The sequence below is a fragment of the Bordetella sp. genome, from assembly GCF_057362025.1.
On sequence record NZ_JBMQQZ010000103.1, the window covers coordinates 78,447 to 103,163 of the forward strand.

11 protein-coding genes are annotated in these 24,717 nt (G+C 67.4%); 3 read left to right on the forward strand and 8 right to left on the reverse strand.

Annotated features, from left to right (window positions below; translation table 11 throughout):
* Positions 1-40: 40 nt before the first annotated feature.
* The 8 genes from treY to glgA form a co-directional block, all read right to left on the reverse strand.
* Positions 41-2,740 carry a malto-oligosyltrehalose synthase gene (treY, locus tag ACO1P8_RS23815; RefSeq protein WP_486298315.1) on the reverse strand — a complete coding sequence of 900 codons (2,700 nt, stop codon included), beginning with the start codon at positions 2,738-2,740 and terminating at the stop codon, positions 41-43.
* The gene (malQ, locus tag ACO1P8_RS23820; RefSeq protein WP_486298316.1) at positions 2,737-4,869 is read right to left on the reverse strand and encodes a 4-alpha-glucanotransferase; all 2,133 of its coding nucleotides are present in this window, start codon (positions 4,867-4,869) and stop codon (positions 2,737-2,739) included. The genes treY and malQ overlap by 4 nt, the downstream gene beginning before the upstream one ends.
* On the reverse strand, positions 4,866-6,704 hold the full coding sequence (gene treZ / locus ACO1P8_RS23825; protein WP_486298317.1) for a malto-oligosyltrehalose trehalohydrolase: 1,839 nt from the start codon (positions 6,702-6,704) through the stop codon (positions 4,866-4,868). The genes malQ and treZ overlap by 4 nt, the downstream gene beginning before the upstream one ends.
* Positions 6,697-8,808, reverse strand: coding sequence for a glycogen debranching protein GlgX (gene glgX / locus ACO1P8_RS23830; protein ID WP_486298318.1), 2,112 nt, complete (start codon positions 8,806-8,808; stop codon positions 6,697-6,699). Before glgX ends, treZ begins: the two co-directional genes overlap by 8 nt.
* 7 nt (positions 8,809-8,815) lie before the next feature.
* Positions 8,816-11,029 (reverse strand): 1,4-alpha-glucan branching protein GlgB, encoded by a 2,214-nt coding sequence (glgB, locus tag ACO1P8_RS23835; RefSeq protein ID WP_486298319.1) that lies wholly within the window; start codon positions 11,027-11,029, stop codon positions 8,816-8,818.
* A 13-nt stretch (positions 11,030-11,042) separates the two neighbouring features.
* Positions 11,043-14,393 (reverse strand): maltose alpha-D-glucosyltransferase, encoded by a 3,351-nt coding sequence (gene treS / locus ACO1P8_RS23840; RefSeq protein WP_486298320.1) that lies wholly within the window; start codon positions 14,391-14,393, stop codon positions 11,043-11,045.
* 41 nt (positions 14,394-14,434) lie between these two features.
* On the reverse strand, positions 14,435-17,881 hold the full coding sequence (locus tag ACO1P8_RS23845; RefSeq protein ID WP_486298321.1) for a maltotransferase domain-containing protein: 3,447 nt from the start codon (positions 17,879-17,881) through the stop codon (positions 14,435-14,437).
* Positions 17,882-18,084: 203 nt separating this feature from the next.
* Positions 18,085-19,692: a glycogen synthase GlgA gene (glgA, locus tag ACO1P8_RS23850; protein ID WP_486298335.1), complete on the reverse strand. Its 1,608-nt coding sequence runs from the start codon at positions 19,690-19,692 to the stop codon at positions 18,085-18,087.
* A 466-nt stretch (positions 19,693-20,158) separates the two neighbouring features.
* Here glgA and ACO1P8_RS23855 point away from each other — a divergent pair, with 466 nt between their 5' ends.
* The 3 genes from ACO1P8_RS23855 (at position 20,159) to ACO1P8_RS23865 (ending at position 24,707) form a co-directional block, all read left to right on the forward strand.
* A complete protein-coding gene (locus ACO1P8_RS23855; RefSeq protein WP_486298322.1) occupies positions 20,159-21,187 on the forward strand; it encodes a ligase-associated DNA damage response exonuclease in 1,029 nt (342 codons plus the stop codon).
* Positions 21,184-22,860, forward strand: coding sequence for an ATP-dependent DNA ligase (locus ACO1P8_RS23860; protein ID WP_486298323.1), 1,677 nt, complete (start codon positions 21,184-21,186; stop codon positions 22,858-22,860). Before ACO1P8_RS23855 ends, ACO1P8_RS23860 begins: the two co-directional genes overlap by 4 nt.
* A 587-nt stretch (positions 22,861-23,447) precedes the next feature.
* Positions 23,448-24,707, forward strand: coding sequence for a hypothetical protein (locus ACO1P8_RS23865; RefSeq protein ID WP_486298324.1), 1,260 nt, complete (start codon positions 23,448-23,450; stop codon positions 24,705-24,707).
* Positions 24,708-24,717 lie beyond the last annotated feature (10 nt).

Genomic DNA, 24,717 nt, shown 5'->3' on the forward strand with positions numbered 1-24,717 from the left:
GCGGCGGCGAGATCCGGTCGCGTGGCCGCCGGGCGGCGGATCAGTCAGGTATCAGGAGCGCTACCGGAAAATCCGCCAGGGCTTCGCCCAGCGGCAGGATGCTGTCGGCGCCCACGCGGCGCTCGCGGCCGCTGAGTGCATCGCGCAGCATGGCACCGGCATAGCGGTGCGGCAGGACGACAGCCGTCGTATCCCAGAAATCGCTGTCGATTCGCGGCAGGGCGGTGGGCGCCGCCGAGGGATCGTCGCCCGCTTCCGTGCGCAGGGCCTGGGCGCACAGCCTCGGCGCCAGGACGAAGACGCACCTGTCCTCCAGGCACCGCACGAACGCCAGGACATGGGCGCCACGCGGCCCCAGGATGGGCAGGGGGACGTAGCCGCCGCTCGCGAAGATGTCGGCGTGATCACGCCGTGCGCGCAGGGCGCCGCGCACGATCGCCTGTTTGATGCGGCCGTCGCGCCAGTTGGCCAGCAGCGCGTCGGGGTCGGCGGCATCGGATGCGTCCAGCGCCGCCATGCGCGCGTCGTAGTCGACGGGGGTGCGGTTGTCGGGATCGACCAGGCTGAAATCCCAGAACTCCGTTCCTTGATAGAGGTCGGGCACGCCCGGCACGGTCATGCGCAAGAGTGTCTGCGACAGGCTGTTGACGATACCCGCCGGCGCAATGCGCGCCGCGAAGGCCGCCAGGTCCACGGCTGGTGCATCCGCGTCCTGGGCGGGTTCCAGCAGCTTGCGCAGTACGTCCTCGCAGGCGGTTTCATAGGTCGCGTCCGGCACTACCCAGCTGGTGCGCAGCTTGGCTTCGCGCAGGGATTTCTGCTGCCAGGCCGACACCCGGTCGCCGAAGGCGCGCAGGCCGGCCGCATCGTCCGGCCGCAGCGTCAGGGGCCAGGCGCCGACCAGGGTCTGCAGCAGCATGTACACGTCCGCCGGATGCGGCGACACGGTGCCGGCGCCGCTGTACGTGGCCGGCACGTGCCGGTTCATCCAGTCCATGACGGTATCGGACCACAGCGCCGATACCTCGCTCAAGGCGGCCAGGCGGGCGCGCGTGTCCTCGCCGCGCTTATGGTCGTGGGTGGCGGTGGCCACCATGGCGTCCGGGAAATGCCGTCCCCGCGCCGCGCAGCGGCGGTGGAAGACGTCCGGCGCCATGCTGAACAGCGCGGGATCGGCGCCGACTTCGTTGCGCGACAGCAGCCGTCCGTAGCGGTAGAACGCCGTGTCCTCCAGCGACTTGGCTGTCAACGGCGGCGTAAGCTGCTGGAAACGGCGTATGGCCTCGCGCCGTGCGAGGCATTCGTCCGGCGGGAAGTTTTCCGGGGGGGCGCCGCCCAGCCAGCCCGACATCAATTGCAGCAGCGGGCCGTCGTCGCCGTCGCGGTCCAGCCGTATGCGGGCATGCGCCTGCGTGGCAGCGTGCTCGAACCGCACGCGGTCCATGTGATGCCAGCCGCGCTCGTCCGCGTAGATGCGGTACACCGGGAACACCGCCAACAGATCCCACAGGACGCGCAGAATGGCGGATTCGCCCCAATCGCGCGTGCGCAGGTCCAGGCGCGCCACACGGTGCAGCGCGCGCGCGGCGGCCAGCCGTTCCGCCGGGAAGTGGCGCAACAGCATCAGGTCGCGCGCCTCGTTCGCCACGGCGGAAAACGGCCGGGGATCGCCGGACAGGCGTTCCCACAGGTCGGTCAGCGTCTGTTCGCCGGCGGGATCGTGCAGCACCGCGCCCGCCTGGCTCATGAAGTCATAGCCGGTCGTGCCGTCGACCTGCCAGCGATCGTCCAGAGTCTCGTCGTCGGCCAGGATCTTTTCGATGACCAGGTAGGGGTCGTGCGCGCGCAGGGACTCCGGCCGTCGAACCACGCGTTCGGCCAGCGCCGCCCGCAGGCGGCCGCAATAGCCGATCGGGTCGCTCAGTCCATCCACGTGGTCCACGCGCACGCCGTCGATCAGCCCTTCCTCGTAGAAACGCAGCGTCATCGCATGCACGGCATCGAATACGTCGGGCCTATCCACGCGTACACCGATCAGGTCGCTGATCTCGAAGAAGCGCCGCCAGTTGATTTCTTCGGGCGCGGCGCGCCACCACGCCAACCGGTAATGCTGGCGTTCGAGCAAGGCGTGCAGGCGTTCGCGACCCGCTTCCGTGGCGGGATCGAAGTCGGCCAGGCCGCCGGCATCGCCGGGCCCGTGCGTTCGCAGGCTGTCGTCGTTCAAGGGATAGGGGGTACCGTGGACATCCAGCTCGAAACGGCCGGTGGCGGCATCGTGACGCAGCGTGATATCGCCCGCCGCCAGCGCCTCGCCGTAGGGCTTGCCCAGGAACGGCGCCAACACTTTGCCCTGCAGTTCCTTGTCGACACCGTCCCACGCGATATCGAACCATTCCGCATGCGGACTGGCACGGCCATGTTCGAGAACACTGTGCCACCACGGATTGTCGGTACTGGTCGCCATGTGGTTGGGCACGATATCGACGATCAGGCCGAGTCCGGCCGTGCGCGCGGCGGCGGCCAGCTCGCGCAGCGCCGCTTCGCCGCCCAGTTCCGGATTGACCTGTGCATGGTCGACCACGTCATAGCCGTGCTGGGACCCGGCGCGGGCGCGGGTGATGGGCGACAGGTACAGGTGGCTTACCCCCAGCCGGGCGAAGTAGGGCAACCGGTCGCGGGCATCGGACAGCGTGAAATCCTTGTGCAACTGCAGGCGGACGGTGGCGCGCGGGGGGCTCATGGGGTACTCCGTGTGTGGGCGACCGCGTCGACGCGCCAGCGGGTGGCTTCGGTGTCGAAGAGCCTGGCGGCATCGGCGCCCAAGCGGCGGCGCCAGTTCGGATGCTGGTCCGTCGTGCCCGGCAGGTTCGGCTGTTCGTTCAAGCCGAGCAAATCCTCGGCAGGCACCAGCATCAGGGGAGAGGGCGTCTGCGAGACGAACCGCAGGACGTCTTCGATGGGGGCTTCCGGCGGCGGCCCGTGAGGGGCGTCGTGCGCGACGCATCCGGCCTGGCGTAGCGCGTGCCAGAGGGCGCCGCGATCGCGCGCGCGCTGCTCGTGCATGCCGTTCTCGTGCTCGTCGTCGCCCAGCAGGCCCAGGCGGGCGCGCCAGCCGATATCGGTACCGGTCCACCACCCGGCCACGGTGGGCAGATCGTGCGTGGTGGTCAGGGCGACGGAGGAAGCGGGCCAGGACGGTGGCGGCATGAAAGGCGTGGGATCGCTCCAGCCTTCGCGCTGGAACCAGAGCACGCTCATTCCCATCATGCCGGCGCGCTCGATGCGGTCGTTGAATCCCTCCGGAACGGTGCCCAGGTTTTCGCCGACGACGATGGCTCGGTGGCGCCACGCCTCCAGCGCGACCAGTCGGAGCATGTCTTCGAGCGGGTAGCGCAGATAGGCGCCGTCCTTCGGCGATGCGTCGCGCGGCACCAGCCACATGCGCGCCAGGCCCAGTACATGGTCGATGCGCACGCCGCCCGTATGCGCCAGCGAAGCGCGCAGCATTTCGCGGAAGGCCGCGTAGTGGTTCAGGCGCAAGGACCGCGGCGAAAACGCGGTCAGGCCCCAGCTTTGCCCCAGCGGGTTGTAGAGGTCCGGCGGCGCGCCGGGCGACAGGTCGGCCAGGATGTCGGCTTGCCGGCTCCATGCATGGCTGCCGCCGGGGTCGGTACCCACCGCCAGGTCGCTGATCAGGCCGATGGCCATGCCGGCATCGCGGGCGGCATGCTGCGCGTGCGCGAGCCCGCGCGCCGCCAGCCATTGCAGGAAGATGTGATACGCGACTTCCTTGTCGTGCGCATGCGCCCATCCCCTGACGCCGGCCCCCGTGGGATCGCGCAGGTCGGCGGGCCAGTGGCGCCAGTCCGTCGCATCGCCCAGCGGCGGAAGGTGCCGCGCATGCAGCGCCTCGAAGCGCGCGTGGCTTTCCAGCGGCTCGCCGCCCGCCCTGCGGAAGGTATCGAAATCGGCATGCAGGGCAGGGCTGCCGTCGGCGCGGAATTCCTCGTATAGGCGCCGCAGCAGTTTCATGCGCAGGCGCGCCACGGCGGGCCAGTCGATCAGGGGCAGGTCGTCCAGGCGCAGGATTTCGTCGCCAAGGTTCAGGGCGTCCAGCGCGGCGCCGACGGCCGGCTCTCCCAGCAGATGGCAGGGATCGGCGTACAGGCTGTTCAGGAACAGCCGGCTGGATGGGGCATAGGGACTGTAGCGGCCGGGATCGGCGGCGAACATGGCATGCACCGGACTGATGGCCAGTGCCTGCGCGCCGCGTGCCGCGGCCGCGCCGGCCAACTGCGCCAGGGCGGTGAAATCGCCCAGTCCGGACGCGCGGGCCGGCCTGGCATCGTGCGCCCGGCGCAGGCTGTAGAGCTGCACCGCCACGCCCCAGGCGCGGGACGCCGCGGTTTCCATGATGTCGCCGACGCCGGGACAGCGATGCGGCGCGACCGCCAGCGTCCATTCGCGGCCGTCGCCGCGCAGGCGGTAATAGCCGGGGGTATCGAGGGGAGGCAGGTGAGCGGTGTCGTCCTCCACGCCATGGGCGGTCAGGTCGCGTACCTGGCCCGATTCGTCGGCCAGTTCGAAGCGCACGTCGCGCACGCCGCGCAAGACGATGGGCGCGCCGGCGTCGATGATGACGAAGTCCTCGTGTCCTTCGCGTTCATGGGCCAGCCGGCCGAAGCTATCGCGTATCTGTCCGGCGCTGCCCGCCGGGAGGTCCAGCGCCTGGAGCAGGGCGCGCATGGCGTCGTCGCCCACCCGCTGCGGCCGGCCGCGGGCGTCGGTCCAGTGGACGGCGATGCCCGCGCGTTCGGCCAGCATCGTCAGCGCGTGTTGTTCGTCCTGGGGAATCGCCAGCCCGCTCATGCCAGCTCCTTCAACAAAGCCACCGTCACGCCGTGCTGCAGCAGGCCATCGTACAGCGCGCGGCCGGCACCTGTCTCGCTTTCGAAAAGCAGCACTTCCTCGCCGAGGTCTTCCTGCAGCCAGTCGGGGCGTACGTCCACCGAGCCCAGGTTCACGTACACCGACAGCACGGCGCCGTCGCCCAGCAGCCATTGCGCCACGACCGCGCGCAGGCCCAGGACGTGGGCGCCGAGGGAGTGGGCGTCTTCCAGCCGCGGCACGATCACGCGCTGCCGCAGTTGCAGCAGGATCCGGTAGTAGTCCATCCATTCGGGGTTCGCCGGCGCCAGGTAAGGGTTGGACCGGTTATAGGTCTCCGGGTCGTTGGGGTCCGGAATGCGGTCGCGTGTGTCGGCATGGGCGAAGGCGCGGAATTGCTCGAATTCCTTGCGCCTGCCGTCGCGTACCGCCTGCGCCAGCTGGGGATCGGCGTGGCTGGTGAAGTACAGGAAGGGCGCCGTGGCGCCGCGTTCTTCCCCCATGTAGATCAAGGGTATCTGCGGCGCGAGCAGCAAGAGCGCGACAGCCGCGCGCAAAGGCCGGGTGTCGCCGCGCAACAGCGAGATCAGTCGTTCTCCCATGGCGCGGTTGCCGGCCTGGTCGTGGTTCTGCAGGAACAGCACGAAGGACGTCGGCGGCAAATGGGCGCTCGGTTCGCCGCGCGGCGCGCCGCCGCGATGCTGCGAGGCTTCGCCCTGGTAGATGAAGCCGTCGGTCAAGGCACGGGTCAGCCGCTGCGCCGGATGCATGGCGTAGTCGACGTAATAGCCTTCGCTTTCGCCCGTCAGCAGCTGATGCAGCACGTGGTGGCCGTCGTCGTTCCACTGTGCCTGATAGCCGTGTTCCAGCGGATGTACCTGGTTGTCGTCGTTCTCCAGTACCAGGTGGACCAGCCGGTCGGCGGGCAGGTGCGCCCGCACGAAGCCGGCCATTTCCTCCAGCCAGCCCGTATCGCGGATGGCGTGCACCGCGTCCAGGCGCAGGCCGTCGAAACGGTATTCGTCCAGCCAGTACAGCGCGTTTTCGGCGAAGAACTGCCGCACCGCGCGGCGGCGGAAGTCGATGGCCACGCCCCAGGGCGTATGCAGATCGGTGCGGAAAAAATCGGCGGCATAGGCCGACAGGTAATTGCCATCCGGACCGAAGTGGTTGTAGACCACGTCCAGGAACACCATCAATCCCAGCCCGTGCGCCGTATCGATCATGCGCTTCAGTTCGTCGGGGGTACCGTAGGCGCAGTCCGGCGCATAAGGCAGCACCCCGTCGTAGCCCCAGTTGCGCGGCCCGGGAAAGTCGGCGATGGGCATCAGCTCGATCGCGGTGATGCCCAGCCCGGCGAGCTCGGGCAGGCGCTGCTCGATACCGGCGTAGCCCCCGGCCAGCCCGGGGTGGACTTCATAGATGACCGTTTCGTGCCAGGGGCGCCCGCGCCAGCCGGTGTTGCACCAGGGGTAGGAATCGGGGGCGATGACGACGCTGTCGTCGTGGACATCGCCGGCCTGCAGGCGCGAGGCGGGGTCGGGCACGCTGAGGTCCGGGGCCACGCGATAGCGGTAGCGCGTGTCGGGCGGGCAGGGGGTCTGGATCTCGTAGAAGCCGTCGCCGACGTCGGACATCGGCAGGGGGGCGCGCCCGGCGATTTCCAGGCGGATGCCGTCCTTGGCATTGGGCGCCCAGATGCGGAATCGGGTCAGTCCGCTGGGCAGATGCCAGGCGCCGAAAGCGGGCAGGGACGCGGCACGGCCGCCGCCGTCCCGGGGTTTGTCCGTCTCTGCGGATGTGTCAATGCTAGTCATGCGTGCTCCTGCTGCGCGGATACCCGCTCAATAGCGCAATCCCGTGCGCGTGCATCGTCACGTGATGGCCATGAATGTTGTGTTCCGGCACCTCTGGCCGCGTCGAATCGGCCAGCATGCGCCACGTCATATCGTTCGGCAGCGCGAAGGACACGTCGCTGCCGCTGCCATTGATCAATGTCAGCGTGACGTCCAGCCCGTCGCGCGTGCCGATCGCCCTCCGCAAGCCCAGGGCCCGCCCCTCGGGATCGTGCCAGGCTTCTTCCGTCATGGGATGGCCGTTTACGTCGAACCAGGTGGCGCCGGCCATCCCCGGCGCGGTCTCCTGATGCGCATGCATGTAGCGCGTGCTGCGCAGGCTGGCGTGCTCGCGCCGGCAGGCGGCGATGCGGGCCACGAAGGCGGTCAGGTCGCGCCCGTCCTGACTCGCGGCCTGCTCCCAGTCCAGCCAGGACAGGGCGTTGTCCTGGCAATAGGCATTGTTGTTGCCGTCCTGGCTGTTGCCGAATTCATCGCCCGCCAGCAGCATGGGGGTGCCGTAGGACAGCAGCACCGTGGCCAGCAGGGCGCGCTGGATGCGGCGTCGCACGTGCTGGATCTGCGGGTCGTCGGTCGGCCCTTCGGCGCCCCAGTTGCGGCTGCAATTCTCGTTATGGCCGTCGCGGCCGTCTTCCAGGTTGGCGTCGTTGTGCTTTTCGTTATAGCTGACCACGTCGCGTACCGTGAAGCCATCGTGCGCCGCGACGAAGTTGATCGAGGCCCATGGCCGCCGGTGGCGCCTGTCGAAGACGTCGCTGGAACCGGCCATGCGCTCGGCCAGGCCGCCGCGCTGGCCGGGATCGCCGCGCCAGAAGCGCCGCACCGTATCGCGGAACTTGTCGTTCCATTCGGCGAAGCCGGGTGGATGCTGGCCCAGCTGGTAGCCGTCCGGTCCGATGTCCCAGGGTTCGGAAATCAGTTTCAGGCGCGACAGCACCGGGTCCTGCAGGATGGCATCGAAGAAGCCCGATCCGGGGTCGAAGCCCGTGCCTTCCCGGCCCAGCGTCACGCCAAGATCGAAACGGAAGCCGTCCACGCGATACGACGTGGCCCAGTGGCGCAGCGAATCCAGCACCATCTGCAGCACGCGCGGATGCGACAGATTGACCGTATTGCCGCAACCGGTATCGTTGATGTAGTAGCGCTCGTCGCCGGGGATCAGCCGGTAATAGCTGGCGTTGTCCAGGCCGCGCCAGGACAGGGTGGGCCCCAGTTCGTTGCCTTCGCAGGTATGGTTGTAGACCACGTCCAGGATGACTTCGATACCCGCGGCCTGCAGGCGGCGGATCGCCATGCGCAGCTCGTTCGGATCGCCCTGCGGAAGGTAGGCCGGCTCGGGCGCGAAGTACGACAGCGTGCTATAGCCCCAGTAGTTGCTCAGCCCTTTTTCCACCAGGAACTTATCCTGCAGGAAGGCATGGACCGGCAGCAGCTCGATGGCCGTCGCGCCGATCTTGCACAAATGATCGATGAAGCGCGGATCCGACAGCGCGCTGACCGTGCCGCGTAGGTGCGGCCAGGTATCGTCGCGGCGCATCGAGACACCGCGCACGTGGGCCTCGTAGATAACCGTGTTTTCCCACGGCGTATGCGGCCGCCTGCTTTCGCTCCAGTTGAAGGTCTCGTCGGTCACGACCCCTTTGGGCATGGCGGGAGCGCTGTCGCGGCGATCCGGCATCAGGTCGCCCCGAGCGTGTCCGACGCGATACCCGAACAAGGCGTCGGTCCAGCGCAGCGGGCCGACCAACTGCCGCGCGTAGGGGTCCAGCAGCAGCTTGTGCGGATTGAAGCGATGGCCGTGGCGGGGATCGTAGGGGCCGTAGGCGCGGTAGCCGTACACCAGCCCGGGGGCGGCGTCCGGCAGGTAGCCGTGCCAGATCTCATCGGTGCACTCGGGCAGCGGCATGCGGCGGATCTCCTTGCGGCCGCGTGCATCGAAGATGCACAGGTCGATCCGGCTCGCGTTGGCGGAGAAGACCGCGAAATTGACACCCAGCCCATCGCTGGACGCACCCAAAGGATAAGGCAGTCCCGGCAAGAGCCGGTCGGGAAGCGGACCAGGCATGGGCGGTCTATCCTTGCAGCTCGAATATCACCGTGGCCAGGGGCGGCAGCGTCAGCGATAGCGACTGCGCCTGACCATGCCCGCCGACCTCGTCGGTGTGCCGGCCGCCGCCGTTGCCGACGCCGGATCCACCGTAATCCGCCGCATCGGTATTCAGCCGCTCGCGCCACCAGCCCGCGCGCGGCACGCCGATGCGATAGTCATGGCGCGGCACGGGCGTCAGGTTGCTGACGGCCAGCACCAGCCGGTCGCCATCCTTGCGCAGATAGGCGAAGACGCTGTTGGCGCTGTCGTCGCCCACCACCCAGTCGAAGCCGCTGGGATCGGCGTCGTGCCGGTGCAGCGCGGGAAGGTCCCGGTAAAGATGGTTCAGGTCGCGCACCAGATGCTGGACGCCGCGGTGCAGCGTGTCGTCCAGCGCGGGCCAATCGAGGCTGGAATCGTGGTCCCATTCCCGCGCCTGCGCGATTTCTCCGCCCATGAACAGCAGCTTGCGGCCGGGATGGGTCCACATGAAGCCGTAATAGGCGCGCAGGTTGGCGAAGCGCTGCCAGCGGTCGCCCGGCATCTTGTTCAGCAGCGACCCCTTGCCGTGCACGACCTCATCGTGCGACAGCGGCAGGATGAAGCGCTCCGAATACGCGTAGACCATGCCGAAGGTCATGTCGTGATGGTGATAACGGCGATGGATCGGGTCATGGTGCAGGTAGCGCAACGTGTCGTGCATCCACCCCATGTTCCACTTGTACGTGAAGCCCAGGCCGCCGTCTTCCGGGCGCGCGGTGACGCCGGGCCAGGCCGTCGATTCCTCCGCCACGGTGATGGCGCCGGGACACAGTCGCATGACGGTGGCGTTCATGTCGCGCAGGAATTCGACCGCCTCCAGGTTTTCGCGTCCGCCGTAGCGATTCGGTATCCACTGGCCCGCCTCGCGGCTGTAGTCGCGGTACAGCATGGAGGCTACCGCGTCCACGCGCAGGGCGTCCACATGGTAGCGGCGCACCCATTCCAGCGCGCTGGCGACCATGAAGTTGCGGACCTCCGTGCGGCCCAGGTTGTAGATCAGGGTGTTCCAGTCGGGGTGGAAGCCCTCGCGGGGATCGCTGTATTCGTAGAGCGCCGTGCCGTCGAATTGCGCCAGGCCGTGGGTATCGGTGGGGAAGTGGGCCGGGACCCAGTCCAGGATCACGCCCAGGCCGGCCGCGTGGCAGCGGTCGACGAAGCGGGCGAAGTCGGCCGGCGTGCCATAGCGCGCGGTGGGCGCGAAGACGCCCAGCGGCTGGTAGCCCCAGGATCCGCCGAAGGGATGCTCCATGATGGGCATCAGTTCGAGGTGCGTGAACCCCATATCGGTCGCGTAGGGCACCAGCCTGTCGCCCAATTGCTCCCAGACGCTGGCATCCTGGGCGCCGTCGCGTGGCAGCCAGGATCCGGCATGCACCTCGTAGACCGAGATCGGCGCGTCCGGCGCATGGCGCGCGGCGCGGCTCGCCATCCATTCCTCGTCGGTCCATGAGAAGTCTCCGGGCGGCGGAACCACGGACGCCGTCGCGGGCGGCATCTCCGTCTGCCGCGCCAGGGGGTCGGCCTTCAGCGGAAGGACGTCGCCGCCCACGCCGACGACTTCGTACTTGTAGCGCTCACCCGCGCGCAGGCGGGGGATGAACAGCTCCCAGACGCCCGCGCTATGGCGCAGGCGCATGGGATGGCGCCGGCCGTCCCAGGAATTGAAATCGCCCACCACCGATACGCGGCGCGCGTTGGGCGCCCACACCGCGAAGCGCACGCCTTGCACGCCCTGTTCGGTGAGGACGTGCGAGCCCAGGCAGTCGGCCAGCGATTCGTGGCGGGCCTCGCGGATCAGGTGCAGGTCCAGGTCGTCCAGCAAGGTGCCGAAGGCGTAGGGGTCTTCCGTTTCCTGCACGGAGCCTCCCCAATCGATGCGCAACCGGTAGGCGTCCGGCTGGCCGGCGGGTAGCCCGGCGGCCCGGGCCATGAAAAAACCATCGCGGATAGGCTGCATTTCGATGGCGGTGTCCGTGCCGGCGGGCAGCAGCGAGACCTCGCGCGCATTCGGCGCAAACACACGGACCACCGTGCTGTCGCCATCCGGATGGGCGCCCAGTATGCCGAAGGGGTCGACATGCCGCCCCGTGAGCAGCATGTCGATATCCCCGTGCAAGGCATCGGGAGGCGTGGCGAAGGTGAAGGCGGGCGTCATAAAGCCGGTATTCCTATTCAGCATTGGCGGGCCCGGAGGCGGTTTCGGCGGACAGCAGGCGATCGGCCAGCGTGGCAAGCCCGTTCAGCGGGATGCTGACCCAGTCCGGCCGATGGGCCGCCTCGTAGGCAATTTCGTAAGCGGCTTTCTCGATAAGGGCGAGGTCGATCAGCGGGTTTTCCTGGTTTTCATCCATCCACTGCGGCCTGGCATTGCGGGCGACCTCGCGATACGCCGACAGGAAGGCTTCGTTGGCCACCTCACGGAAGCGGACGATCAGGTCGCGGCGGCGGTGGCGCAGCACGGTCTCGGCCGGCTGTACTTCCACGTTGGCGGCTTCCACATCGCCGAAGCCGTTGGCGACCGTCGCGGCGGCGTAGTCGAAGGAACGCAGCAGCCCGGCGACATCGCGCGAGGCGCTGCTTTTGGCGCGGCGTTCTTCCAGCGTGCGCGCCGGTTCGCCCTCGAAGTCGATGATGTAGGCATCGCTTTGCGCCACCAGCACCTGCCCCAGATGGAAATCGCCGTGGATGCGGATGTGCAGGCTGCCGGTCTCGTACTGCGCCAAAGTCTTGATGGCGTCCACCAGTCGGTCGCGCTGGGAGATCAGGCGCTGTGCCTTCTCGGCGCAAGCAGCCTCCAGCCGGCCCATGTTGTCCGTCAATAGCTTCAGCCCGCGATCCAGCATCGCGGTGACGTCCGCGGCCCGGCGGCGCGCGTCGGCGGCGCTAGCCCTCTGGGGCTCGAAGGCCGGATCGTCGCTGGGCTGGGCCAGGGTCGCGTGCAGCTCTCCCAGTCGCCGGCCGATGGCGCAGGCAAAGGCGGTATAGCCCTTCAGGTCTTCGTCGTAGTCCTCGACGCTTTCGGCCGTCAGGGCGGCCGCTTCGAGCGTGCGCTTCAGGTATTCCAGCGTCCAGCTCCAGGCATCGCCCTGGTTGTTGATGACGGCGTGCATCAGCGCCAGGGTGTGCGGCGTCCCGTCCTCGTCCACCCGGACGATTTCGCCCAGCAGCTGCGCGCTGTTGGTGTAGCCCGCCTGCGTCAGGCGGCGTGTCATCTCCGCTTCCGGATGCACACCCGGCACGATATGGCGGATCAGCTTGAGCATGGCCACGCCACCGATGGTCATGGAGCTGTTCGATTGCTCCCCGGTGAACCAGGTGACCTCGGCGTCGCGCGGCAGATCGAGTTCGTCCAGCCCCGGCTCTCCCTTGAAGTGCAGCACGCAGGGCGGATGGGCACGCACCACGGGCAGTTCCAGCCGCTGCCGCATGCCGCGCACCAGCGCGTGGATGAAAGAGGGCAGCGTATAGGCGTCGGTCAGCATGCCCATTTCCGCCGCGCGGCGCACGCGCGCCAACGCGTATTGCTGGGCCATGGGCGGCAGCGTCTCGCTCCAGATCAATGCCACCGGCAACAGGAAGCGGGCGGGCTTGCCGTCGAAGTCCATCTCCAGTTCGGCGATGAAGCATTCGTATTCCGCGTCCTTCAGTTGTACGGCGTAGGCGGCCTGCGCGAAATTGACCTTGTGGTCCTTGGGGAACCAGCGCTGGCGGGTCAGGTACAGCGGCAGCACGTCGTGCCGCAGCGAACGTACCGCGCCTTCGGTCAGGTCGTAGCCGGTGCGCCCGCGCAGGACCAGGGTGTAGTACTCCGGCATTTGCTCGGGATGCGTGGCGTGCCAGGACGGCGGCGAGGCCACGGCGCTCAGTTCGAACCAGTAAAAGCCATAGGGTGGCAGGGTCAGCAGGTAAGGCAGTTCGCCGATGGCGGGGAAGGGCGTGCCGCCCAGCAGCTCTACCGGTACGCGGCCGTTCAGGCTGGACAAGTCCAGTTCCACCGGCTGCGGCGCACGCGACAGGTTGGCGACGCACAGGATGGTGGTGTCCTCGTACTCACGCAGATAGGCCAGTATCTTGCGATTGCCGGGAAATAGGAAACGCAGCGTGCCGCGGCCGAAGGCGCGGGTCTGGCGTCGCGTGGCCAGCATGCGGCGCGTCCAGTTCAACAGCGAGTGCGGGTCGCGTTGCTGGGCCTCGACGTTGACGGCTTCGTAGCCGTACAAGGGGCCCATCAAGGCCGGCAGCGGCAGGCGTTCGGGGTCCGCCCGCGAAAAGCCGCCGTTGCGGTCCGGCGACCATTGCATGGGTGTGCGCACGCCGTCGCGGTCGCCCAGATGCACGTTATCGCCCATGCCCAATTCGTCGCCGTAGTAGATCACCGGCGTGCCGGGCATGGAGAACAGCAGGCTGTTCATCAGCTCGATACGGCGGCGGTCGCGCTCCATCAGGGGCGCCAGCCGGCGGCGGATGCCCAGATTCAGCCGCGCGCGCCGGTCGGCCGCGTAGACGTCCCACAGATAATCGCGCTCGCTGCTGGTGACCATCTCCAGCGTCAATTCGTCGTGATTGCGCAGGAAGATGGCCCACTGGCAGTTTTCCGGTATGTCCGGCGTCTGCCGCATGATGTCGGTGATCGGGAAACGGTCTTCACGCGCGATGGACATGTACATGCGCGGCATCAGCGGGAAGTGGAACGACATGTGGCATTCGTCGCCGTTGCCGAAGTATTCCTGCGCGTCCTCCGGCCATTGGTTGGCCTCGGCCAGCAGCATGCGGCCGGGGTATTCCGCGTCCAGCTCGGCGCGGATCTTTTTCAGGACGGCGTGTGTTTCCGGCAGGTTCTCGTTGTTGGTTCCTTCGCGCTCCACCAGGTACGGCACCGCGTCCAGGCGCAGCCCGTCCACGCCCATCTCCAGCCAATAGCGCATTACCGCCAGGACTTCCTTCAGTACGTGCGGATTGTCGTAGTTCAGGTCGGGCTGGTGCGAATAGAAACGATGCCAGAAATACGCGCCCGCCACCGGGTCCCAGGTCCAGTTGGACTTTTCCGTGTCCAGGAAGATGATGCGGGTGCCGGCGTAGGCCTGGTCGTTGTCCGACCATACGTAATAGTTGCGCGCCGCCGAGCCCGGCTTGGCGCGCCGCGCGCGCTGGAACCAAGGGTGCTGGTCCGATGTGTGGTTGACCACGAGTTCCGTGATGACGCGCAGCCCCCGTGCGTGCGCGGCCCGGATGAACTTGCGCACGTCGGGCAGGGCGCCATAGTCGGGATGCACGCCGCGATAGTCGGCGATGTCGTAGCCATCGTCGCGCCGCGGAGAAGGATAGAAAGGCAGCAACCAGATGGTGTTGACCCCCAGCTGCGAGATGTAATCCAGCTTCTCGATCAGCCCGGCGAAGTCGCCGATGCCATCGTTATTGGCATCGAAGAACGACTTGAGGTGCAACTGATAGATCACCGCGTCCTTGTACCAGAGCGGATCGTCGCGGTCGGGGGTGTTGACGGTGCTGTTTTCTGCCATGGTCTGCTTCGCTTATGTGTCTCTGTTGTTTTCGCGGGCGGTCAAGCCAGGCCCGCGACCCGCCAGATCCGGTAGGGCTGCCCCGGATGCAGATGGATGGTTCGCTGCTTGCCTTGCCACGCCTGGCGGCTACCGTCGATCAGATCGTCGGCATAAAGCGTGCCGTGATCCGGCAGGCCGAACTCCCATAGGGGCACCTCCGCTTGCGCGGTCTGCGCATCGAAAGGGTCCAGGCTGATCGCGACCAGCAGGACGTTGTCGCGCTCCGCCGTGGCCTTGGAGAAGAACAGCACCCTGTCGTTGTACGCCGTATGGAAGCGCAATCCAAGATGGCTGTGCAGCGCCGGATTGGCGCGCCGTATCTCGTTCAACTGCGTGATCTCGCGCACGATATTGCCGGGCCGCTGGTGGTCCCAGATACGGATCTGGTATTTTTCCGAATCCAGGTACTCTTCCTTTCCGGGCACCGGCGTTGCCTCGCAAAGCTCGAAGCCGTTATAGACGCCCCACAATCCGGACAGGGTCGCGGCCAGGGCCGCGCGGATCAGGAAGCCCCCGCGCCCGGACGTCTGCAGGAAGCGCGGATTGATGTCCGGCGTGTTCACGAAAAAATGCGGCCTGAAGAAATCGGCCGGCGGCGGCGCGTTCAGTTCCGTCAGGTACTCCGTCAGCTCCTGTTTGGTCTCGCGCCACGTGAAGTAGGTATAGGACTGCGTGAAGCCCACCTTGGCCAGCCTGTACATCATCTTCGGCCGGGTGAAGGCCTCGGACAGGAAGAGGGTTTCAGGGTGGCGGCTTTGCACGTCCGCGATCATCCATTGCCAGAAGGTCAGCGGCTTGGTGTGCGGATTATCGACGCGGAATACGCGCACGCCCTGCGCCACCCAGAACAGCACGACATCGCGCAGCGCCCGCCACAGCGGGGCCTGGCGCGAGGCGCCGGGCTGCTGTCCGTAGAAATCCACGTTGACGATGTCCTCGTACTTTTTAGGCGGATTCTCGGCGTACTTCAACGAGCCGTCCGGGCGCCAGTCGAACCATTCCGGATGCTCCTTCAGCCAGGGGTGATCGGGCGAGCATTGAATGGCGAAATCGAGCGCGATCTCCAGTTCATGCCGGTGCGCCGCGTCCACCAGGCGCTTGAAGTCGTCCAGCGTGCCCAGTTGCGGATGCAGCGCATCGTGGCCGCCTTCCGGAGCGCCGATGGCGTAGGGGCTGCCGGGGTCGCCGGGCTCCGGATGCAGGGAATTGTTGCGCCCCTTGCGGTTGCGGCGGCCGATCGGATGGATGGGGGGAAAGTACAGCGTATCGAAGCCCATCGCCCGTATCCGCGGCAATTCCCGGATGACATCATTGAAGGTGCCGTGGCGTTGCGGATCGTCGGTCTGCGAGCGCGGGAAAATCTCGTACCAGCTGGAGAAGCGGGCGGCCAGGCGGTCCACGGTGACGCCGTACTCGACGGGCGTGGTGTATTCGAAGGGCCTGGCGTCCGCCTGCCGCATGGCCTGCGTGGTTTCATCGGCCAGCAGCACGGCGACCTGCTCCGGTGTAGGGGACGCGAATACCTCCGGCGGCGCCGCGTCCGTCTTGCGGCGGCTGCGACGCGGCTTGGTCTGTTCGGGTTCGTGGCCCAGAACGCGCAGCGCATGTTGCAGCACCGCCGCCGCGGGGGCGTCGGCAGGCAGCCGTTCCAGCGCCGCGGCAATGGCCTGCCTGCCTTCGGCGGTCTCCAGGGCCAGGTCCACGCCCGCCTGGTGCTTCTTGGCGTAGCCCTCGGTAAACGAATGCCAGGTATCGGCCCAGGCCTGGATCGCGAAGTAATGGCGCCCGTTGCGGCGCGGCACGAAACGTCCCTGCCAGCGGTCGTTGTTCAGCAATGCCATCGGTTCGCGCTGCCATTCCCGTTCGTCGGCGGCCTTCCACAGCAGGGCCACCGCGATGTGTTCGTGGCCGTCCATGAAGACATCGGCCTCGACCTGCACGGGTTCGTCCACCACCCGCTTGACCGGAAAGGCACCGTCATCCACCGAGGGCGACACCCGCTCGATGACCACGCGCGGCGCGCGCATGGCCGCGGTGACGGAGGTGCGGCCCTCGTCGGAAGCCGGCACGCGCACCGGCGGAAGGCGGCTTGCGCCCAGTTGCACGATGGCGCCCGGCCCCAGCCGGTCGGGCAGTTCGCGCGCCGGCTGGTCGGCTTCCCAGCTATCCAGCCGGGCGTAGTTGTCCGGCAGGCGGCCGCTCAGCGTCTCCCAATCGATCGCCGCATCGCGGTGGTCGTCCGGGTTCAACACCACCAGGCGCGCCGGGGTACGTCCGTTGCCGGTCAGCGCGTACGGCCGGCCGTCGCCCCGGAACAGCGCCGTTACCGGCGACAGCGGGCCCAGCAGGCTGTGCAGCGTCCCGACCGCCTCCGCGGTGCGCGCCAGCCACTGATTCGCCCGCGCGACGTCGCCGTGCAAGGGCGGATGGATCGGCTCCATTTCCTGCGCCTCGCCGTTGCGTTTCCTGGCGGGCCGGCGCGGCGCCGCGTCGTCAGGGGGCGGAGCGTTGCCATACCAGTCCTGCGGCTTGCCCTCGCCCCCGTGGTATTCGATCGGTTCCACGGCGCCGTCCTCGAAGCCCATCGGCACGAATATTCCGCCGTCGCCGACGCCCGCCGCCGTCCAGATGGCCCGCGTGGCGTTCAGGTATCGGCCCGCGTCGTTGTCCCGCCAGGCGGCGACACGCTTGGCGTAGGGCGCTTCAGCCGCCGCGATCACCGGCGCGACCTTGCGCAGGCGTGCATACTCTTCCACCAGCCATGGCGCGCGATAGTCCCACCATGGCAGCGACGAGAAGACCGCGTCGAAGCCCACGCCTTCCAGCGCGGCCAGCTGCGCGGGGCCCAGGCCCGGCGTCCATGCCAGGAAGCGGCAGTCCGGCCGCACCGCGCGCAGCCCGTCCATCAGCTCGCGCCACTCCGCGGCGTCCAAATGATGCGGCGACATGCAACGGAAACCCGCCACGCCGTTTTGCAGCCACAGGCCCAGCCGTTCGATCCAGTCCGCGACCAGGCCGTCCGGCGCCCGCCCGCCGTCGCGGCGCAAGGGCAGGGCATGGCGCTCTTCCAGCGGCTTGCGCGGGTCCAGTACCGCGTCCATGCCTTCCGGCGCGGCATACCAATCCGGATGGGCCTGGGCCATCGCGCCATGCGCGGCCACGCGGTCCAGCACGACATCGACCATCAGGGCCAGCCGGTACTTGCCGCACAGGCTGGACAGGGTCGCCAGGGCCTCGTCCAGGGCCAGGTCCCCCAGCGCCGGGTTAAGCCGTCCGGGGTCGTCGGGGACGTAGGGATTGCCGGCGGGATCGGGCAGCCAGAGCGGGGCGACCATCAAGGTGTCGAAGCCCAGCGCCTTGGCGCGTGCGCAGATCGCCGGCCAGCGCCCGTCGGCATGGTTGGACAGAGGGCCGGCGAGCACGGGATGGACGTAATAGATGCGCATTGATTAGGCTCGTTGGATGTTTTGTTGAACGGTAGGGGCACAAAACGCCCAGGATGCCTCCGCCTCGCAAGTGGAGGGCCCGGCCTGGCCGGCCGGTACCGCGACGGGGGCTATCCCGGGCGGCCGCGCCGGGACGCGCCTTCCCACGACAGAAGCCGGCGGGATCGAGCCGCCGGCCGCTTGCATTTCGCGGGGCGCGCGCGTCAGGCCGCGCCCGCGGTCAGCACACCGGAGGCCGGCTCCTTGCCGGTTCGCGATCCGACCAGCGGCCGCGCGGCGGCGGTCATCTGATCGAGCAGGGATGGCCGCGCGGCCTGGGCGGGGGCAGCCGCCTGCTGCGGGACCTCGCCGGGCATCAGCGAGCGATACAGGCTGTCGTAGCCGGGTACGGCACGCTCCCAGCTGAAGTCCGCCGTCATGGCGCGATGGCGCATGGCCTGCCAGATTTGGGGACGGCGATACAGGCTCATGGCCCGGCAGATAGCGCCCACCATTGCGTCCACCGTTTCGCCGTCGAACAATACCCCCGTGGCGTTGCGCATGGCGTCGCGCCCGGCGCGCACGCCCGGGTCGGTAATCGTGTCGGCCATCCCGCCCACGCGCGAACCGATCGGGATGGTGCCGTAGCGCATGGCATACAAAGGCGTGAGCCCGAAGGGTTCGAAACGGCTGCCGTGCAGCAGCAGGTCGCCCCCCGCGTGCAGCATATGGGCGGTGGCCTCGTCGAAGCCGATGCGGGCCGCGCAGCGGCCCGGATAGCAGCGTTGCAGTTGGCGCAAGGCCGCCTCGATCCCCTTGTCGCCCTGGCCCAGCACGGCCACTTGCAAATCCGGGTAGTCGTCCAGCACCCGCGGCAACGCCTGCACGGCCAGATCGGCCATCTTCTGGCTGGTCAGCCGGCTGCCCATGACCAGCACCGGCGCGCGCGGGTTTTCGGTCAGGCCGAAATGCTGCTGCAGGCGTTGTTTGCAGCGCGGCTTGTTCGCCATATCGCCGGCGCTGAAGGTATGGCCGTCCAGGTGCGGATCCGCCGCCGGGTTCCATTCCTCCGGATCAATGCCGTTGGGCACGGCCAGCAGGTCGTGCAAGCGTGTCGCCAGCACGCCTTCCAGGCCGCAGCCGAAGCGTTCGGTAAGGATTTCGCGCGCGTACGTCTGGCTGACGGTGGTGATGCGGTCCGCATAACGGATGCCGGCTTTCATGAAACTGATCTTGCCCCAGTACTCGACGCCCTCGACGTTCAGATGCTGCGGCTGCAGGCCGATGGCACTGGCCATTTCCATGGGGTAGACGCCCTGGAACGCCATATTGTGCACGGTCAACACCGTCCGCACATCGATGTTCTTCTCGCGCACCAGCAATGGCACCAAGGCGGTGTGCCAGTCGTGCGCATGCACGATATCGGGGCGCGGGATGCGCGTGGCGCCAGCGGCGACACGGGTCGCCGCGTGGGCAAGCGCGGCGAAGCGGATGGCGTTGTCCTGGTATTCGCGGCCATCCGTGTCGACGTACAGCGCGTCGCGGTCGTACAGCTTGTCGTTCTGCAGCAGCAGGACGGGAACGCCGCCCAGCGCAGGGCACAGGCCGTGCAGCAGGCGCGCCTCGCCGCCCGGCAGGCGCCGCAGGCGGGCGATTTCCCGCACCTGGGTCAGCTTTTCGACGGTGCCGCGATAGGCGGGCAGCATCAGCGTAATGGCGGTGCCGCTTTCGTGAAGGGCGCGCGCCATGCCGCTGACGGCGTCACCCAGGCCCCCGGTCTTTGCCAGGGGAAACGCTTCCGACGTAACAGCCAGGATTTTTAGCGACACGATACCTACTCCAATGAAAGCGCGTCCGAAAAAGGTGGACGCGCCGGGGGCAAGGAAAGCCGGGAGGCCGGACGGCGGCGGCGGGGTAACGTCTGCTACGGTCTCTCGCGTAGGAAATGACACGCAAAGTAATTTCTATACGCGATGCTCTGCTGCTATCCGCAACCGGCCGTCGTCCGGTTGTTTCTATCTTGGCAAGCGGCGTGCCTGATGGCCAGGCAACCATCGTCAACAGCCATTTTGCGCAGGGATCGCCTGCCGTGATGTGTGGATTGGTAACCTGCGGGGCGGACGCCGGCTTGCCGCTTGCTCGGCCCGCCTTTGGCCTGCATCGACCTAGCCTGCCATGCGGCCTGGGTGCGGCGATTCCGGGGCGCGTGTCATGCGCATCCATCCCTATGCCACTTTCCACCCCTGTCGACGACTTCGATTTGCGTTTGATCAAATAACCCGTCTTCCACTGCCTGCCTTGCCGTCCATGGATCTCATCGTTGCCCGACCCGAAGGTTTGTACTGCCCGCCCGGCGACTTCTATATCGACCCCTGGCGGCCGGTGGATCGGGCGGTCATCACCCATGCGCATTCCGACCATGCGCGCGCCGGCCATCGTCATTACCTGGCCGCCGCCCCCGGCGCGGGCGTCCTGCGCGCCCGGGTGGGCGAGGTCGACCTGGACGCCGTCGCCTATGGGGAAGCACGCGTGCACAACGGCGTGCGCCTCAGCCTGCATCCGGCGGGACATGTACTGGGCTCGGCCCAGGTAAGGCTGGAGTATGGCGGGCAGGTATGGGTGGCTTCGGGCGACTACAAACTGCAGGCGGATGGAACCTGCGATCCATTTGAGCCCGTACCGTGTGACGTCTTTATTACCGAATCCACCTTTGGCCTACCTATTTATAGATGGGACGACGTGGAGTCGGTACGCGCGGACATCAATGGATGGTGGGCCGCCAATGCGGCCCAGGGGCGGCCGTCCGTCGTGTATTGCTATGCCTTCGGCAAGGCGCAGCGCATCCTGCATGGCCTGGATGCCTCCATCGGGCCCATCGTGACGCACGGGGCGGTCGAAACGCTCAACCGCGTCTATCGCGCATCGGGGGTGGTCCTGCCGCCGACCGTCACCGCCACTGCGGTGGGCGATGCCGATGCGCTGCGGCGCGCCCTGGTGCTGGCGCCGCCTTCGGCGCGCGGCACGCCCTGGATGCGCCGTTTCGGCGACCATGCCGACGCCTTCGCCAGCGGTTGGATGCGCCTGCGCGGCGCGCGGCGCAGGCGCGGCGTCGATCGCGGATTCGTGATGTCGGACCATGCGGATTGGCCGGGACTGGGGCGCGCCATCTCCGCGACCGGCGCGCAACGGGTGATCGTCACCCATGGCAGCACAGCCGTGCTGGTACGCTGGCTGAACGAGCAGGGCCTGCGCGCGGAGTCCTTCACCACCGAGTATGGCGCGGAAGAAGACGAAGGCGGGGCCCAGGCAGCCGAGGGCACGCCGTGAAAGCCTTCGCCGACCTCTACACCCGCCTGGACGCGACCACCTCCAGCAACGCCAAACTGGCCGCCATGCGGGATTATTTCCGGGACGCGCCGCCGGCCGATGGTGCGTGGGCAGCCTATTTCCTGGCGGGCGGCAAGCCGCGCCAGCTGGTACCGACCAAGATCCTGCGCCAGTTCATCACCGAAGCGGCCGGCGTCCCGGAATGGCTGTTCGAGGAAAGCTACCAGGCCGTCGGCGACCTGGCGGAAACGCTATCGCTGTTGCTGCCGGATCCTGGCGTATCGGACACGGCCGGCCTGGCGGAATGGGTGGAAGAAAGGCTGCTGCCGCTGCGCGGCCTGCCGCCCGCGGAAATCCTGTATCGCTTGACCGATCTCTTCGGCAAACTGGACCGGCACGGGCGCTTCGTCTGCGCCAAGCTGATGACGGGCGCGATGCGGGTCGGCGTCTCCAAACTGCTGCTGACCCGCGCGCTGGCGGAAGTCGCGGGCGTGGAAACCCGCCAGATGGCGCAGCGCTTGATCGGCTATACCGACATCGGCGCGCGTCCCCACGCGGATCTCTTCGCCCGGCTGCTGGAGCCGGTAACCCATGAAGGCCAGGCCCGCGTGGATGGCCAGCCTTACCCTTTCTTCCTGGCCCATCCCCTGAACGCCGACCCCGCGTCCTTCGACGAACTGCTCGGGCCGCCGTCCCGCTGGCAGGTCGAATGGAAGTGGGACGGCATCCGCGCCCAGGTGGTGCGGCGCGCCGAGCAGACCTGGATCTGGTCGCGCGGCGAGGAACTGGTCACAGAGCGCTTCCCGGAACTGATGCGCCTGGGCAATCGGTTGCCGGAGGGCACCGTCCTGGACGGCGAAATCGTCGTCTGGCGCGAAGACAGGGTACAGCCCTTCGCCCATCTGCAGCAGCGGCTGGGGCGCAAGACGGTCGGCGCCAAGCTGCTGGCCGACGCGCCCGTCGTCCTGCTGGCCTACGACCTGCTGGAGCTGGATGGCGAGGACTGGCGCGGCCGTGCGCAGGCGGAACGGCGCGCCGCGCTGGAGCGCCTGGCGGGCGGGGTCCAGGACCCGGCCCTGGTCCTGTCGCCGCTGTTGCAAGGCCAGGATTGGAAGGACCTGGCGCGCCAACGGGAAGCCTCGCGGGCGCTGGGCGTGGAGGGCATGATGCTGAAGGCCGTCGATGCGGCCTACGGTGTCGGGCGCACCAAGGAGAGCGGTGTCTGGTGGAAATGGAAAGTCGATCCGTTTTCCGTCGACGCGGTATTGATCTACGCCCAACGCGGCCATGGACGCCGCGCCAGCCTCTACACCGACTACACCTTCGCGGTCTGGGACGCGCCGCCGGGCACGCCCGATCGCCGGCTGGTGCCGTTCGCCAAGGCCTATTCCGGGCTGACCGACCAGGAGATCCGGCAGGTCGACGCCATCGTGCGCAAAACCACCGTCGAAAAGTTCGGCCCCGTACGCAGCCTGGAGCCCACGCAGGTATTCGAGCTGGGATTCGAAGGGATCGCGCGCAGCACCCGCCACAAAAGCGGCATCGCCGTGCGGTTCCCCCGGATGCTGCGCTGGCGCCAGGACAAGGCGCCGGAAGATGCCGATACGCTGGAGACGCTGGCCGCACTGCTGCCGGATGAAGCCGGGCGGAGCGGTACAAGCGGCCGGGGGTAGGCGGGATCAAGCAGCCGAGGGTAGGCGGGATCGCGAGGATCCGATCGGGTGGCGCATCCGGTGCCTGTCCAGGGACCGCGGCAGTTCGCATCAGCCAGGAATACCCGCGGAATGTCTGCGCCGGCCGCGCCCGTTCGCCGGTTCTCCCTATCTGATTTGCACATCGCAAATGCGATGAAGCTTCCAGCCATTCGCGCTGATATGTAGGTCTATTCCGATGTTGTGCGTTCCGACGGAACACGATTGAACGCGGGATCTCGTACCCAACACGTCCCGGCACATCGGGGTATTACGATCCCGTGAATGATGTGCAGGTAGTGAAAAGCACGGCCACCGGTAAAGCTGTTACCGTCATACCAGGAGCCCCAGGGAAATGAAGACAGCGGCAGAGCGTTTGAACACAAATGTAAAGCGAATATTGCTACATGAATGGGACCCCATAGGGGTGAGTGACATTCCCAAAGCGGCGGATGAGTATGACGCCTATGCTTTACATGTTTCAGCAATGCTCGGCCGAGGATGCTCCCACGACGAGCTTTATCAGTACCTCATTTGGGTGGAGGGGGAGTACATGGGCTTGCAGCCGAATGAACCGCCCCGGGTGTCGCGGAGACTCTAACTCTTGGAGAATACGAGCCATTGATCTGCCCGGTTTCTTCAGACCACTGAATACTTGGAAAACGGCTTCGATTAAGCTGCGATCAGGCGGGGATTCAGCGGGCGGTGACGGAGCGGCCGGGGACCGAGCGGACGAGGGCTGCGGGCGGGATAACGTCGGCAACCGCGGAACCGGCAAGGCGATTGGCCTACCAAAGCGCTTCTTCGCCATTGCTGGCGAGACGAATCCAATACAGGTTCCAGGGATGCAGCTCACCTCCGCCTCAAGCCATGCACGATTCGCGCGCCCCGTTTCGGATGGCCCGCCAAACGACACTGACGGCGCGCATCGCGACGCCGTCCACGGACCACAGCGCGATGCCGCCGACGTGGCGCACCGTGATACCGGCCTTGCCCCGCAAACCGAATTCGCCGCCGGACTGGCCGCCGTCCCATCGACTGGCGGGCCCTTGCGTTCGGCCGAAAGCCTATTCGACGATACGGTGGACGAGGACAGCAGCCCTATGGATTGGGGCGTGCCGACGCCCCCGCCGGTGCGTATCGCCTGGATACGGGAAGAGGAGCGGCCCAGGACCACTATCACGGATGTGGACAAGCTCGTGCGATTCGAAGGCCCGTATGCCGAGGTACTGTGTATACGCATGGTGATGGGCATTTGGCAAACGACCGGCCCCTACGAGACGGCTCGACCGCATTACGAGCTATGGCAGGTGGACCCCAACGATCCCGATCGGGAAGAACATTTCTACGACGCGCTTTTCCAGCAGCTCCGCGCGGCCGGCACGTACATCGATCTGATCGACGACACCATGCTGGACTGGCGGGAAACCGGCAGGTTCGAACGCCAGGTCGGACATCGCATGATTCTGCACGGCGACCTCGGCCGGACGTGGTCGGAGGAGGACATGCGAAATGGCTTTCTGGCATGGAATATCCAAGGCCGCCCGCTGGAGCGCTGGAGCGGCTGGCATTTGGTGCACGAAGCCGATGCCGAGTCGCGGCGCCTCGCGACCAAGACGCGCTTACCCCTTCCGGTAAGCCTGGCCATCGTTATCGGGCAGTGGGATTCCTGGCATGCCGAAGACCGCTTTCGCCACCGCGTCGCAAGACAACAGCACCGCCGGGACGAGAACGACGAAGCGCGCGTCCTTCATAAGAAGCTCATATTGAAACAGCTACTGGACACCCAACTGGCGGTCGGGATGCGGTACACGCCGCGTGCGAGATAGCTCGATATGA

What these genes read in the sequence shown, in the direction of transcription:
- treY (WP_486298315.1), bottom strand. Translation starts at nt 2,740, where the DNA reads ATGAGCCCCCCGCGCGCCACCGTCCGCCTGCAGTTGCACAAGGATTTC.
- malQ (WP_486298316.1), bottom strand. Translation starts at nt 4,869, where the DNA reads ATGAGCGGGCTGGCGATTCCCCAGGACGAACAACACGCGCTGACGATG.
- treZ (WP_486298317.1), bottom strand. Translation starts at nt 6,704, where the DNA reads ATGACTAGCATTGACACATCCGCAGAGACGGACAAACCCCGGGACGGC.
- glgX (WP_486298318.1), bottom strand. Translation starts at nt 8,808, where the DNA reads ATGCCTGGTCCGCTTCCCGACCGGCTCTTGCCGGGACTGCCTTATCCT.
- glgB (WP_486298319.1), bottom strand. Translation starts at nt 11,029, where the DNA reads ATGACGCCCGCCTTCACCTTCGCCACGCCTCCCGATGCCTTGCACGGG.
- treS (WP_486298320.1), bottom strand. Translation starts at nt 14,393, where the DNA reads ATGGCAGAAAACAGCACCGTCAACACCCCCGACCGCGACGATCCGCTC.
- ACO1P8_RS23845 (WP_486298321.1), bottom strand. Translation starts at nt 17,881, where the DNA reads ATGCGCATCTATTACGTCCATCCCGTGCTCGCCGGCCCTCTGTCCAAC.
- ACO1P8_RS23865 (WP_486298324.1), top strand. Translation starts at nt 23,448, where the DNA reads ATGAACCGCCCCGGGTGTCGCGGAGACTCTAACTCTTGGAGAATACGA.